We start from the raw sequence: 14,443 nt of genomic DNA, 5'->3' as shown, positions 1-14,443 counted from the left end.
AAGGGCGCCGATAGATATCAGGCGCCGACGAGTTTCTTGGCGGCGCGCGAAATCCAGGAGTTGCCGCTTTCACGCGGCTCAAGGCCACCCGACTGCAGCAGCTTGAAGCTATCGTTGTACCACTGGCTGTCCGGGTAGTTGTGACCGAGAACGGCGGCAGCGGTCTGCGCCTCCTGGGTCACGCCCATCGCGAAATAGGCTTCCGTCAGGCGCGCCAGCGCTTCTTCAACCTGGTTGGTATTCGGATACTGCTCGACGACGACGCGGAAACGCGACACGGCGGCAAGGTATTCCTTGCGCTCGAGATAGTAGCGGCCGACCTGCATCTCCTTGCCGGCCAGCTGGTCGCGGGCAAAGCGGATCTTCGACTTGGCGTCGTCGACATATTCGGAGTCCGGGTAGCGGTCTACGACCGCCTGCATGGCTTCAATCGCCTTGAAGGCCGGCTTCTGGTCCTGCGTCACCGCCGGGATCTGCTTGGTATAGGCGAGACCCTGGATGTACTGCGCATAGGCCGCGTCTTCCGACTGCGGATAAAGATTGAGGTAGCGGCCGGTGGCGTTGATCGCCTCCTGGTACTGACCGTTACGGTAAGAAACGAAGGCGTTCATGACCAGCGCCTTGCGGGCATATTCCGAGAACGGATGCTGGCGGTCGAGCGCTTCGAACTTGCGCGCCGCCTCCGTCGTCTTGCCGGCATTGAGGTTGGCGAGGCCCTGATTGTAGAGCACTTCCGGCGGATCGGTTTCGGCCGTCAGCTTGGTGATGTCGATATCGGGATCGTTCTGGCAGGCGGTAATCAGGGCGCTGCCGGCAACGGCCGCGACAATGACGGCGGCGACGCGCGCTGACTTTTTCAAATCCACAGAAACTGCAAGAACCATCGGATATTCCCGTTCCATTCTGCGGGCATGGACCCCGCCAGACATGCGCTTTTAGAGCAAGTTACCTTGAGACCGCAACGTCATGATCGGTGATTCATGCAAATTTGTGGCAGCTCTATCATGAAAATGCCGGCCTTTCGGCCGGCGACTGGAGGAGATGATGACTTTTCTTGTTATGCGGACCAGGGCGCGAAGCCCGGAGCTGCCACTGCAACCATATCGCGCGCGCGGGTACGCTGGCGCGGGGTTGCCGTTTCGACGACTTCGTAGGCCGTCGGGTCGCTGAGAAGTGCCTTCAGCGCGTTGGCGTTCATCTTGTGGCCGCCGCGGTACGAGCGGTAGCAGCCGATGAACGGCGCGCCGGCGAGCGAGAGGTCGCCAACCGCATCGAGCGTCTTGTGGCGCACGAATTCGTCGGTGTAGCGCAGGCCCTCGACGTTGATCACCGTGTTGTCGTCGGAAATGACGACGGAGTTTTCGAGCGAGGAGCCGAGCGCAAAACCAGCAGCCCAGAGGCGTTCGACATCGCGCATGAAGCCGAAGGTGCGGGCACGCGACAGCTCGCGCTTGAAGACCGAAGGCGTCATGTCGCCCTTCCAGGCCTGGCGGCCGATCAGCGGGCAATCGAAATCGATCTCGACCTCGAAGCGCATGCCGTCATAGGGCGTGAACTCCGACCAGGAGGCACCCGATTCGATGCGCACCGGCTTGACGATGCGGATGTAGCGACGCTTGACCGCAAGGGCGCGAACGCCCACCTGCTCGATCGCGTCGATGAAGGGTTCGGAGCTGCCGTCCATGATCGGCATTTCGGCGCCGTGCACTTCGACCGTGAGGTTGTCGAGGCCGAGCGCGTAGATCGCCGCCATCACATGCTCGATCGTGGCGATCGAAGTCGCCGGCGACATGCCGAGAACGGTGCAGAGATCGGTGTTGCCGACCTGCGAGGAAACCGCCTTGTATTCGCTGACCCGGCCGTTGGAGAGAACGCGCTGGAAAACGATGCCCGCATCGGCTTCGGCCGGATGGAAGGTGATCGACACTTCCGCACCGGAATGAACGCCAATTCCCTTGAGCGTTACCGGGCTTGCAATCGTCGTCTGAAACCCGAGCAATTCGATTCCCATTCTCGTCACTTTCAATACCTGTGGCCAATGGCCAAAACCTGCTGGTGGACGCAACGATCTTCAGGGCACAAGAAAGATGCCCGAGAGTCCCGGCTCAACGACCGGTCCTCTGCGTTTCGAACAGACAGCGCTTGATCGAATCGCATGCGTCCCCAATTCCGAGTCTGAAAATAGGAGTTTGGAGGCACCATTCCAAATCACTGTTCGTTTCGCTTTGTTACGCATTTGCGACGGTCCGTAACATCGAATCAAACACCTGAAATAATGAACAAAATGCAAAAATGCCCGGGCAGTTGCCCGGGCATTCGGCAAGGTGAAGGAACGGGCCTTCCAATCAGTTCGATTGACGGCGCAGGAACGCCGGGATTTCGAGCTGATCATCTTCTTGCGGGCGCGCCTGCGGCGAAGCACGACCGTGATCGTCAAGCTGGCCGCGGCGCGGCGCATAGAGGCTCGCTTCCGGCGAGAGCGGCCGGCGCTGCTGGGAAGCAGCGGTCGGGGCGGAAGCCGTCATGTCGGCGGCTGCCGGAGTCTGTTCGCGGTCACGCAGGCCGAGCGAGCTGGTGATGCGGTTGAGCAGACCCATCGGGCCGCGCTCTTCCTGCATCGGGGCAGCCGGCTGTGCGCGGCGGTCCATCTCTGCCTTTACGACCGGCGGAAAGTCTTCGACCTTCGGCATGCGAACCTGTTCCGGCTGCTGGCGCATGACCGGAGCGACGGGCTCCTGGCGCATGATCGGCTGCGGCTGGGGCTGAACCGGCTGCATCTGCGGCTGCGGCTGGCGCATGACCGGAGCGGCCTCTACCGGTGCAGCACCGGCGAAAAGCTTGCTCTGGGGACGAAAGTTGTCGTCGTGCATCGGCTGCTGAACCGGGGCCTGGGCCTGCACCTGGGCAGCCCGGGTCGCGATGTCGAGCTCGCGCTCCATTTCGGCTTCGCGGATGGCGGCTGCGATCTGGTCGGCGGTTGCCTGCTGCTGCATCGGCTGCTGAACCGGCTGGGCGACCGGCTGCTGCATCACCGGCTGGTGAACCGGGGCCGGCTGGTGCTGGGCAACCGGCTGCGGCTGATGGGCCGGAACGGCGGCGGACGGGCGGACGACCGGCTTTGCTGCTACCGGACGAAAGTCGGCGGAACGACCCGCCACCTCCGCGGCCGTGCGGTCGATGCCGGTGGCAACGACCGAGACGCGGATGAGGCCTTCGAGGTCTTCGTCGAACGTCGCGCCGAGGATGATGTTGGCATCCGGGTCGACTTCTTCGCGAATACGGGTAGCCGCTTCGTCGAGTTCGAACAGGGTGAGGTCGCGGCCGCCGGTGATCGAGATCAGGAGGCCCTGGGCGCCCTTCATCGAGGTTTCGTCGAGCAGCGGGTTGGCGATCGCGGCTTCGGCGGCGGCCAGTGCGCGGCCTTCGCCCGAAGCTTCGCCGGTGCCCATCATGGCGCGGCCCATTTCGCGCATCACCGAGCGGACGTCGGCGAAGTCGAGGTTGATGAGGCCTTCCTTGACCATGAGGTCGGTGATGCAGGCAACGCCCGAATAGAGAACCTGGTCGGCCATAGCAAACGCGTCCGCAAAGGTCGTGCGGTCGTTGGCGATGCGGAAGAGGTTCTGGTTCGGGATGACGATCAGGGTGTCGACCGACTTCTGCAGTTCGGCGATGCCCTGGTCGGCGAGCCGCATGCGGCGCGCGCCTTCGAAATGGAACGGCTTGGTGACGACGCCGACCGTCAGGATGCCCTTGTTGCGGGCGGCCTGTGCGACGATCGGGGCTGCACCGGTGCCGGTGCCGCCGCCCATGCCGGCGGTGACGAAGCACATGTGGGTGCCGTTGAGGTGATCGATGATCTCATCGATGCACTCTTCGGCGGCCGCACGGCCGACTTCCGGCTGCGAACCGGCGCCGAGACCTTCGGTGACGGCGACGCCCATCTGGATGATGCGCTCGGCCTTGGTCATGGTGAGTGCCTGGGCATCCGTGTTGGCGACGACGAAATCGACGCCCTGGAGGCCTGCGGTGATCATGTTGTTGACAGCATTGCCGCCGCCGCCACCTACACCAAAGACGGTGATGCGGGGCTTCAGCTCCGTGATATCCGGCTTTTGCAAGTTGATAGTCATAGTCCCGTTCCTTCTGGTTTCTGGCCGCCTTGCCGAGCCGGCCAAATCTCTCAAAGTCCTAGTTTGTCTTCACCCGGCCCCGTCCCTGTCGGAGCCGGCCGTCACTCAAAAGCTCTCTTTCAGCCACTGGCCCATGCGGGCGATGCGGCCGTTGCCGGCGCCGAGCGCCGAGAACATGCCGCCGTGGGAGGCATGGGTCTCGAGGTCGGCGACCTGCGGATAGATCATCAGGCCGACCGCCGTGGAGAAGGCCGGGCCCTTGGCAGCGGCCGGCAGCCCGGAAACTCCGAGCGGACGGCCGATGCGAACATTGCGGGCGAGGATGCGGCGAGCCGCTTCCGGCAGGCCAGTCAGCTGGCTGGCGCCGCCCGTCAGAACGATTCGCTTGCCGACGATCGGGCTGAAGCCCGAGCGCTGGATGCGATCGCGGATGAGTTCCAGCGTCTCTTCGATGCGGGCGCGCACGATGCGCGACACAAGTGCGCGCGGCACATGCGTCGGCTGATCGCGGTCGTCCTCGCCGATCGGCGGCACCGATACGATGTCGCGTTCGTCGGCGCTGTTGGGCAGAGCCGACCCGTGCACGACCTTCAGCCGTTCGGCATCCTCGATGCGGGTCGAAAGACCGCGCGCCAGATCCGTCGTCACGTGATGGCCGCCGAGGCTGACAGCGTCAGCGTGAACCAGCTTGCCTTCGGCAAAGACCGAGATCGTCGTCGTGCCGCCACCCATGTCGATCGCCGCACAGCCGAGTTCGACCTCGTCGTCGACCAGAGCGGCAAGACCGCTGGCATAGGGGGTCGCCACCATGCCCTCGACCGAAAGGTGGGCGCGATTGACGCAGAGTTCGAGGTTCTTGAGCGCTGCCCGTTCGGCCGTCAGCACATGCATGTCGACGCCGAGAACGTCGCCGAACATGGCGAGCGGATCGCGGATGCCGCGCTCGCCGTCGAGCGAGAAGCCCGTCGGCAGCGAGTGCAGGATGGCGCGGTCGGAGCGCAGCGACTGCTGGCCGGCGGCGGAGAGAACCTTGCGCAGATCATTGGCGTCGACTTCCTGGCCGCCGAGATCGATCGTCGCGGTATAGACGTCGCTCTGCAGCCGGCCGGCCGAAACGTTGACAATCAGGCTGTCTATGGTGAGGCCGGCCATGCGCTCGGCCGCATCGACGGCGAGCCGGACGACGCTCTCGACCGCATCGAGGTCGGCGACGACGCCGTTCTTGACGCCGCGGGACTTCTGGTGGCCGATGCCGATGATTTCGACGCTATGCGTACGGTTGGGCAGGATCTGGCTTTCGGCGCGCGGCGTCAGCCGGCCGATCATGCAGACCACCTTGGTCGAACCGATATCCAGCACCGAGACGACATGAGACCGCTTCGAGGAAAGCGGCTTCAGGCGCGGCAGGCCAAAGCTGGAGGAACCGAATAGACTCATATGCGGCCTTCTTTCTTCTTTTCGGTCTCCTGCGCCTTCAGCATCTTGTCCCTCGCCTTCAAGGCAACTTCGCGCCGGGTCACTGCGTCCGGCGTCAACTGAACTGTTGTTCTGTCTTCGAGCCTCAGATCCACGGCAGCGATATCGCGCTCGAGGAGCTGGTGCTGGCTTTCCATGTCGGAGAGCACCTTCATCGCCCGGGCGACGTCGTGCTCCGGCAGCTTGACGACGATGCCGTTGTCGAGGCGCAGGTCCCAGCGGCGGCCGGCCACGCGCACGAAGGCCTTCACGCGCGAGCGGATCTCCGGCCAGCGGGAGAACTCGTCGTAGAAATCGGCAGCCGCCGTTTCGGCGTCACGGCCGACGAAGAGCGGCAGAGCGGCAAACTTGTTGTCGCGCAAGGGCGCGATCACGCTGCCGCTGCGCTCGATCAGCGAAAGGTCCGATCCGTGCTGCCAGATGCCGAAGGCCTTGCGCTCGGTGAGGCTAACCTCGATCGTGCCGGGATAGATCTTGCGAACGGTGACGCCCTGCACCCAGGGCATTTCCGCAATCAGCTTGCGCGCTTCGGCGATATCGAGCGCCACCAGCGACGTCGTGCCGTCGAGGCCGAGCTGCTGGAGAATGTCGATTTCCGAGGTCTGGTCGTTGCCGGAAACCTTGACGTCTTCGATCGCGAAGCCTGCGGCCGTGGTCGAGGCCTGCGCGAAATTCTGCGTATGGCCGCCGAGCGACATGCCGTAAAAGCCGGTGGCGGCGAAAAAGGCGATCGCCGACAGCGTGCCGGTATAGGCGGGAAAGCGGATGCGGCCAGCGCCGAGGCTGACGAAGAAGCGCACGACGCGACGAAGCGGACGCGGCAGTACGCGCGCGCCATCCACATCGACGGCGGCGGCGCCATCGAGGTGACGAACCCTCTTGCCCCTTTTGCCCCTCAACGCAAACACGACGCGTCCTCCACCATCCAACTCAAAAACTCACCGAAGCTGTAGCCGGCATGCGCGGCCATCTCGGGCACCAGGGAGGTCGGTGTCATGCCGGGCTGGGTGTTGATCTCCAGCCAGATCAGCTCGCCCTCGACGGAGGAACTGTCATCGAAACGAAAGTCGGATCGGCTGACGCCCCGGCAACCGATTGCCTGATGCGCCTTCAGAGCGAGTGTTTGTATTTTTTGGTAAATATTTGGTGAAATCTGTGCCGGAATGACGTGACGCGAACCACCTTTTACGTATTTGGAATCATAATCGTAGAAGGCATGGCCCTGCGGGATGATTTCGGTGACGCCGAGCGCCTTGTCGCCCATGACACCACAGGTCAGTTCGCGGCCGGCGACATAACGCTCGACCATGATTCGGTCGCCGTAACGCCATTCGCTCGACGTCACCACCTGCGGCGGATGCGACTGATCTTCCTGGACGATGACGACACCGAAGCTGGAGCCTTCGGAAACCGGCTTGACCACGTAAGGCGGCTTCATCGGGTGCTTCGGACCAAAGGCATGGCGATCCATGACCTGCGCATCGGCAACTGGAATACCCGAAGCAGCCGCAACGTGCTTGGCCTGCGCCTTGTCCATGGCGAGCGCCGAGGCAAGTACGCCGGAATGGGTGTAGGGGATCTCAAGATATTCGAGGATGCCCTGGATCGTGCCGTCCTCGCCGAACGGTCCATGAAGGGCGTTGAAGGCAACGTCGGGTCGCAGCGCGGCCAGCGTCTCTGCGACATTGCGATCGACGTCGATCCGGGTGACGCGATAGCCGGCAGCCTCCAGGGCATCCGCACAGGCAGCCCCGGACGACAGGCTAACCGGTCGCTCCGAAGAAAATCCGCCCATCAGGACAGCCACATGCTTGCCGTTCATTCAAACCCCCAGACAATACGCCACTATCGCAAGGCTTCCTTGCGCCTGGCTGGCTCCCGCCCTCGCGAGTCAGCTGCGCCATTGGGGTCACTAGAACGTCATTAAGGTTAACGAACCGTTTACTTTCGTTAACCCCGGTCAGGAAATGAAACGCCGGTTGCAGGCGCAAGCGCATGTGGAACAAGGCATTTTAGCGAGAGATCAAAGGGTTGCGGAGTAATCTTGAATCTAATGCATAAACAGAAGAAAAAATGAAAAAACCCGCCGCAGCCAGGGCGGCGGGTCTATGCCTGACGGCATCCGAATTGGATCAGTCGTCATCACCGACGATCTTCCAGACGATGCCGGCGATCCCCGCGCCGACGATCGGCGCCACCCAGAACAGCCACAATTGCGCGACCGCCCAATCGCCGACGAAGAGCGCCTGCCCCGTCGAGCGGGCCGGATTGATCGACGTGTTCGTCACCGGGATCGAGACCAGATGGATCAGGGTCAGCGCCAGGCCGATGGCGATCGGCGCAAAGCCCGCGGGCACTCGGCCATGGGTGGAGCCGAGAATGATGAACAGGAAGAAGGCGGTCAGCACCACCTCGGCAACCAGCGCCGCCGTCAGCGAGTAGCCGCCCGGCGAATGCTCGCCGTAACCGTTGGCAGCGAAGCCACCGAGCTGGAAATCCCCCTTGCCGCTGGCGATCAGATAGATAACCGCCGCCGCGGCGATGGCACCCAGCACCTGGGCGATGACATAGCCGACAAGTTTGTGCGCGGGGAACTTGCCCGCAACCAGCAACCCCACCGAGACGGCCGGATTGAAATGCCCGCCGGAAATGCCGCCGACCGCATAGGCCATGGTCAGCACCGTCAGGCCAAAAGCAAAGGAGACGCCGAGATAGCCAATACCGACCTCAGGTAGGGCAGCCGCCAGCACGGCGCTGCCGCAACCGCCGAAAACGAGCCAGAATGTACCGAGAAATTCCGCAGAAAGCCTTTTGAACATGCATTCGCTCCTGAAAAACGAAGCCGATCGCTTCGCCGTCGAGAGTTTGCCACAATTTGATTCTCGTCAATCCGGGTTGTCCCGCCAAGCGAACCTCCCGCAAAACGTGAAAATCTGCCTACGGCAAAGCAGTTGAGGCGCAAGCGAAAAGGCCGTCCCGCGCCGCGGCCCCAGAGCGGAGCGCCGACAGAATAATGATGCGCATGACGCCGATATCGTTCGCACTTCTTACGATATCAGGGTTTCGTCATGTCGAAACTTGCGTTAAGACGCCCGCACCCGCCTCCCAAGACGGTCTTACATCCATAGGAACAATGATAATGACAGACGCGACAACCTCCCTGTCGCCGAAGGACAATGCGTCAAAGCACGCGGCAGTGAACTCCCCTGCCCGGGTGCTGTTCGCAAGCCTCGTCGGCACGACCATCGAATTCTTCGACTTCTACGTTTACGCCACCGCCGCTGTTCTGGTGTTCCCGCACCTGTTCTTCCCGGGCTCGGACCCGACCTCGGCAATGCTGCAATCCTTCGCGACCTTCTCGATCGCTTTTTTCGCCCGCCCCTTCGGCGCCGTGATCTTCGGCCACTTCGGCGACAAGGTCGGCCGCAAGGCGACGCTGGTTGCGGCGCTGATGACCATGGGCATCTCCACGGTCGTCATCGGCCTTCTGCCGACCTATGCCACGATCGGCGTCGCAGCTCCGCTGCTGCTCGCGCTTTGCCGTTTCGGCCAGGGTCTCGGCCTTGGCGGCGAATGGGGCGGCGCAGTGCTGCTTGCCACCGAGAATGCGCCTGAGGGCAAGCGCAGCTGGTACGCCATGTTCCCGCAGCTCGGCGCGCCGATCGGCTTCATCCTGTCGGCCGGCACCTTCCTGATCCTCGGCGAAGTGATGAGCAACGAAGCCTTCCTCGCCTGGGGCTGGCGCGTGCCGTTCATCGCCAGCATCCTGCTCGTCGCCGTCGGCCTTTATGTCCGCCTGAAGATCACCGAAACGCCAGAGTTCCAGAAGGCCGTCGACAAGCACGAGCGCGTGCAGGTGCCGATCGCCGAGATCTTCCGTTTCCACAAGCGCAGCCTGGTGCTCGGCACTTTCGTGGCGCTTGCGACCTTCGTGCTGTTCTACCTGATGACCGTCTTCTCGCTCTCCTGGGGCACGGCGAAGCTCGGCTATTCGCGTGAGCAGTTCCTGGTCGTGCAGATGACCGGCGTCGTCTTCTTCGGCCTGATGATCCCGGTTGCCGGTATCCTCTCGGACCGCTACGGCCGTCGCCTGATCTTGATCATCACCACCATTGGCATCGGAGTCTTCGGCCTGTTCATGGCCCCGCTTCTTGCCGGCGGCCTCGGCGGCGCCTTCCTGTTCTCGATCATCGGCCTCGGCCTCATGGGCCTCACCTACGGCCCGATCGGCGCAGCGCTGGCAGCCCCCTTCCCGACCTCGGTGCGCTACACCGGCGCGTCCATGACCTTCAACCTCGCCGGCATCTTCGGCGCGTCGCTGGCGCCGTACATCGCCACCTGGCTCGCCACCAACTATAGCCTGGATTACGTCGGCTACTACCTGCTCGCCGCCGCCGCCATCACGCTTCTGTGCCTGGTGCTGTCGACGGAAGACGAGGTTTCGGCCTGATCACGACTGGCCGCGCCTAGCGCGGCCGATCACAACCAAGAAGGGCCGCAGCGGCAACGCTGCGGCCCTTTCGCTTAGCGGGTGCTGTTTGCGAAGCCTCCGAAGCCAAACCGATGACGATCGCAGCAGGCAATGGCCCGGCGCCAGCAAAGCGCGGGTGGCTCGGCTCACTCCATGAGGTCCGGATCGTCGGCGCAGTCGCCGGTCATGGCGCAGCTAGAGCCGACCTGCCGCGTGGACTTGGGAAGACGCGCAATCAACTCGCAGCGATGCATCGATTCCGCGAAAATATTGTCGACCTCCGTGCCGTCGATCATGACAACGCCGTTTCGGATGGCTGGGTGAGTGCCGTTCGCGATCGTCATCGCGACGATGCGGATGGCAGCGTTGGCGTAGTGGCATGGCCCCATTGAGAGTGCGATCTGCTGCCAACCGGGCGTCGCGTTCGCTTGCTCCGGCTGCTCATAGTACTTTGCCAGAATGTCGAGGAAATCGCCGTCTTTCATCCGGATCTGTTCGGCCAGCTTCGCAAGCTCGATCTGGTCGCCTGATTTTACGAGATCGGCAACCCTGGCTTCGAGACGCTGGGCGTCAGCACCGTCACCGAGCGAGGCGACGGCAGCGTGCAGACGCACCTCATCCATAGCCTTGACGGGCGCAAAGAACGCAAGATTGGCCAATAGGGCTGAAACGGCGAGCAACCTCGCATACGACAGTCTTTGCAAGCAACGCACTCGAGCTTTCTCCTCGGCCGTCATTGAGTAGGGACCCCGGCATTCTGCAAAGGCGCTGGCAGCCGCTTGCCGCCCGCCGGAAAAACAAGAGGCCGCAGCGCTTCCGCCACGGCCTTTCAGATTACGTCTCGCAACCGAGCCTTACGCGATGCCGCGGCCGAGGAACTCCTTGATCTCGTAGCCCGGCATGAAGTTACCGATGCGCTTGATCTCCCATTCGAGCCGGACGCCGGAATGTTCGAGCACGCGCTGGCGCACGGTTTCGCCGAGATATTCGAGCTCGTAGCCGGTCGCCTGGCCGGTGTTGATCATGAAGTTGCAGTGCAGCGGCGACATCTGCGCGCTGCCGATCATCATGCCGCGGCAGCCGGCCTCGTCGATCAGCTTCCAGGCCGAGTGGCCCTCCGGGTTCTTGAAGGTCGAGCCACCGGTCTTTTCGCGGATCGGCTGCACCGTTTCGCGATGCTGGCGCACGGCATCCATGTCGGTGCGGATCTTGTTCTTGTCCTCGGCGTAGCCTTCGAACACCGCGTGGGTGAAGATGAGGTCCTTCGCCGCCGCCGAATGGCGGTAGGCATAGCCCATGTCGGCATTCGACAGCACATGCTGGTTGCCCTGACGGTCGACCGCGTGCACCTCGACGACCCGTTCGCGGGTCTCGGCACCATTGGCGCCGGCGTTCATGCGCAGCGCGCCGCCGAGCGAGCCGGGAATGCCGTAGTAGAAGTAGAAGCCGCCAATGCCGTGATCGAGCGCCATGGCGGCGATGTTCTTGTCCGGGCAGATCGCGCCGGCCTTGATGCGGTTTTCGCCGACCAGCTCCAGATCGCCAAAACCCTTGGCCGACAGCCGGATGACAACGCCGGGAATGCCGCCGTCGCGCACCAGCAGGTTCGAGCCGACGCCGACGACCATGACCGGCACTTCAGCGGGGACCAGCTTCAGGAAGGTGATGAGATCGTCGGTGTCGTGCGGCTGGAACATCAGCTCGGCAAGACCGCCGGCGCGGAACCAGGTGACACGATCCATCGGCGCATCCGGCGTGATACGGCCGCGCACAGCGCTGACGCCACTTCCGAGCGATTCCAGTAGTTTCTGACCGTTGACCTGTTTCATGCTCAATTTCCTGAAATATCCGCGAGTTCCTTAGGCAGGGCAGCCGCCCAGTAGGTGATGCTGCCAGCCCCCAAGAGAACCACAAAATCGCCGGGCTGTGCAATCTTGCTGACAACCGGCGCGATTGCCTCCGGACCGGAGACGTAACGGGCGTCACGATGGCCACCCGCCTTGATGCGATCGACCAGTTCCTCGGCCGTTGCGCCCGGAATGAGGTCTTCGCCGGCCGCATAGACAGGGGCGATCAGGATCGTGTCGGCATCGTTGAAGCAGGCCGAAAAATCTTCAAACAGGCTCGAAAGGCGCGAGTAGCGGTGCGGCTGGTGCACGGCAATGATTCGGCCCTGGCACGCCTCGCGCGCGGCGCGCAGCACCGCCTTGATCTCGACCGGATGGTGGCCGTAGTCGTCATAGACGCGCACGCCGTTCGTCTCGCCGGTCAGCGTGAAGCGGCGCTTGACGCCGCTGAAGGAGGCAAGCCCCTTGGCGATCGCTTCCGGGCTGACGCCGAGGCGCTGCGCAACGGCGATCGCCGCGGTCGCATTGGACACGTTGTGGCGGCCGGGCATCGGCAGGCGCAGGTCCTTCATCGGGATCACCTGGCCGGTGCGCCGGCGGCGGATCTCGATGTCGAAGACGGAGGTAGCGCCGTCCATGCGGATGTTGTGGAAGCGCACGTCGGCCTGCGGGTTCTCGCCGTAGGTCACGACCTTGCGGTCCTCGATCTTGCCGACCATGGTCTGCACTTCCGGATGGTCGAGGCAGAGCACGCCGAAACCGTAGAAGGGCACGTTCTCGACGAACTGGCGGAACGCGGCGCGAACGGCATCGAAATTGCCGTAGTGGTCGAGATGTTCCGGGTCGATATTGGTAACGATGGCAACGTCAGCCGGCAGCTTCAGGAACGTGCCGTCGGATTCGTCGGCCTCAACCACCATCCACTCGCCCTCGCCCATTCGGGCGTTGGTGCCATAGGCATTGATGATGCCGCCGTTGATGACGGTCGGGTCGAGCCCGCCGGCCTCGAGCAGCGCTGCGACCATCGAGGTCGTGGTCGTCTTGCCATGCGTGCCGCCGATCGCGATCGCATTGCGGAAGCGCATGAGCTCGGCCAGCATCTCGGCGCGGCGCACAACGGGAAGGAACTTCTCGCGCGCGGCGATCAGTTCCGGATTGTCCTTCTTGATCGCGGTCGAAACGACGATCACCTCTGCTTCGCCGAGGTTTTCCGCCTTGTGGCCGACGAAGACCTCGATGCCCTTGGCGCGCAGGCGCTGCACATTGGCACTGTCGGACTGGTCGGAACCCTGGACCTTGTGTCCGAGATTGTGCAGCACCTCGGCGATGCCGCTCATGCCGATGCCGCCGATACCGATGAAATGGACCAGCCCGATGGTTTTCGGCATTTTCATGAGCGTGTTTCCCTGAATTTCTCGACTGTCAAACCGCTGGCAATAGCCTCTACGAGGAATGCAAGCAAGCTTGCTGCGTCCGGCTTGCCGGTTTCCCGGGCATTTGCCGCCATCTCCGCGAGCGATTGCGGCTTGCCGATCGCATCATTGAGGATGCCGGCGAGACGGTCGGCGGTGAGTTCGGCCTGCGCGATCACGCGTGCGCCACCCTTGGCGGCAAGGGCGGCCGCATTGGCCGCCTGGTCGTGATCGAGCGCATAGGGATAGGGCACGAGGATCGCCGGCCGGCCGATGACCGCAAGCTCCGATACCGTCGAGGCGCCGGAGCGGCAAATGACGAGCTGAGCGCCGGCGATGCGCTCGGCCATATCGGTGAAGAACGGCGAGACCTCGGCGGGCACACCGAGCTTCTCATAGGTGGCGATCACGCCGTCCCTGTCTTCCGGCCGGGCCTGCTGCGTGACCTTGAACCGCTGGCGAACCTCGTCGTCGAGACGGCAGATCGCCTGCGGTACTGCCTTGGAAAAATACTGTGCGCCCTGGCTGCCGCCGAAGACGACGAGATGGAATGGCGCGTCGCCGACAGCCGACGCATAGGGCGTGTTGGCGGCGGCTAGCACCGCCGGGCGAACGGGGTTGCCCGTCGTCACGGTTTTCGCGGCAAAGGCGCCCGTGCCCTCCGGAAGAAAGCCACCGGCGATCGCCTTGACGCGCGAGGCCAGCGCCTTGTTGGCGCGGCCCATGACGGCGTTCTGCTCGTGGATGATCGACGGCACACCCATGCCGGTTGCCGCCAAGAGCGGCGGCACGGTCGGGTAGCCACCGAAGCCGACGACGGCCTTGGGCTTCAGCCGGGCAATCAGCTTTCGCGCCGCGCGCATGCCGCTCCACAGCGTCCAGAGCGATTTGACGACGCTGACCGGGTTCTTCGAGCCGATTGTCGCCGAAGGCACGACATGAACCTCGTCGGCCGGGAACTTGCCGGCATAACGTTCGGCGCGGCTATCGGTGACCAGATGCACCGAATAGCCCATGGCCTTCAGCTCGTGGGCCAGCGCTTCTGCCGGAAAGAGATGGCCGCCGGTACCGCCGGCGGCAAGCAGGATGATGCCTTTAGTCATA

At 63.4% G+C, this 14,443-nt stretch carries 12 protein-coding genes; 1 reads left to right on the top strand and 11 read right to left on the bottom strand.

What is annotated here, in order from left to right:
* Positions 1-17: 17 nt before the first annotated feature.
* The 7 genes from OVA00_RS25820 to aqpZ form a co-directional block, all read right to left on the bottom strand.
* Positions 18-884: an outer membrane protein assembly factor BamD gene (locus tag OVA00_RS25820; RefSeq protein ID WP_034792504.1), complete on the bottom strand. Its 867-nt coding sequence runs from the start codon at positions 882-884 to the stop codon at positions 18-20.
* Positions 885-1,057: 173 nt separating this feature from the next.
* The gene (gene lpxC / locus OVA00_RS25815; RefSeq protein WP_034792502.1) at positions 1,058-2,011 is read right to left on the bottom strand and encodes a UDP-3-O-acyl-N-acetylglucosamine deacetylase; all 954 of its coding nucleotides are present in this window, start codon (positions 2,009-2,011) and stop codon (positions 1,058-1,060) included.
* A gap of 334 nt (positions 2,012-2,345) precedes the next feature.
* Complete coding sequence (gene ftsZ, locus OVA00_RS25810) at positions 2,346-4,133, bottom strand: cell division protein FtsZ (protein ID WP_268089844.1); 1,788 nt, start codon at positions 4,131-4,133, stop codon at positions 2,346-2,348.
* Positions 4,134-4,238: 105 nt separating this feature from the next.
* Positions 4,239-5,570, bottom strand: a complete 1,332-nt coding sequence (ftsA, locus tag OVA00_RS25805; protein WP_034792498.1) for a cell division protein FtsA — start codon at positions 5,568-5,570, stop codon at positions 4,239-4,241.
* On the bottom strand, positions 5,567-6,517 hold the full coding sequence (gene ftsQ / locus OVA00_RS25800) for a cell division protein FtsQ (RefSeq protein WP_060605507.1): 951 nt from the start codon (positions 6,515-6,517) through the stop codon (positions 5,567-5,569). Before ftsQ ends, ftsA begins: the two co-directional genes overlap by 4 nt.
* On the bottom strand, positions 6,505-7,431 hold the full coding sequence (locus OVA00_RS25795) for a D-alanine--D-alanine ligase (protein WP_268089843.1): 927 nt from the start codon (positions 7,429-7,431) through the stop codon (positions 6,505-6,507). Before OVA00_RS25795 ends, ftsQ begins: the two co-directional genes overlap by 13 nt.
* A 310-nt stretch (positions 7,432-7,741) precedes the next feature.
* Complete coding sequence (gene aqpZ, locus OVA00_RS25790) at positions 7,742-8,428, bottom strand: aquaporin Z (RefSeq protein ID WP_268089842.1); 687 nt, start codon at positions 8,426-8,428, stop codon at positions 7,742-7,744.
* Positions 8,429-8,748: 320 nt separating this feature from the next.
* Between aqpZ and OVA00_RS25785 the strand changes: the two genes are divergently transcribed.
* Positions 8,749-10,059, top strand: coding sequence for an MFS transporter (locus OVA00_RS25785; RefSeq protein ID WP_060515931.1), 1,311 nt, complete (start codon positions 8,749-8,751; stop codon positions 10,057-10,059).
* A 167-nt stretch (positions 10,060-10,226) separates the two neighbouring features.
* Here OVA00_RS25785 and OVA00_RS25780 read toward each other — a convergent pair whose 3' ends face one another.
* The 4 genes from OVA00_RS25780 to murG form a co-directional block, all read right to left on the bottom strand.
* Positions 10,227-10,817, bottom strand: a complete 591-nt coding sequence (locus tag OVA00_RS25780; RefSeq protein WP_268089841.1) for a hypothetical protein — start codon at positions 10,815-10,817, stop codon at positions 10,227-10,229.
* A 117-nt stretch (positions 10,818-10,934) separates the two neighbouring features.
* On the bottom strand, positions 10,935-11,909 hold the full coding sequence (gene murB / locus OVA00_RS25775) for a UDP-N-acetylmuramate dehydrogenase (protein WP_034792458.1): 975 nt from the start codon (positions 11,907-11,909) through the stop codon (positions 10,935-10,937).
* Between the two features lie 2 nt (positions 11,910-11,911).
* Entirely contained in the window at positions 11,912-13,321 is a 1,410-nt protein-coding gene (gene murC / locus OVA00_RS25770) for a UDP-N-acetylmuramate--L-alanine ligase (RefSeq protein WP_060515929.1), read from the bottom strand.
* A complete protein-coding gene (murG, locus tag OVA00_RS25765; protein WP_268089840.1) occupies positions 13,318-14,442 on the bottom strand; it encodes an undecaprenyldiphospho-muramoylpentapeptide beta-N-acetylglucosaminyltransferase in 1,125 nt (374 codons plus the stop codon). Before murG ends, murC begins: the two co-directional genes overlap by 4 nt.
* Position 14,443 lies beyond the last annotated feature (1 nt).

The sequence above is a fragment of the Ensifer sp. SL37 genome, assembly GCF_026672675.1.
In the GTDB taxonomy this organism is placed as follows: Bacteria; Pseudomonadota; Alphaproteobacteria; order Rhizobiales; family Rhizobiaceae; genus Ensifer; species Ensifer adhaerens.
This window is presented reverse-complemented; position numbering and strand designations above follow the sequence as displayed.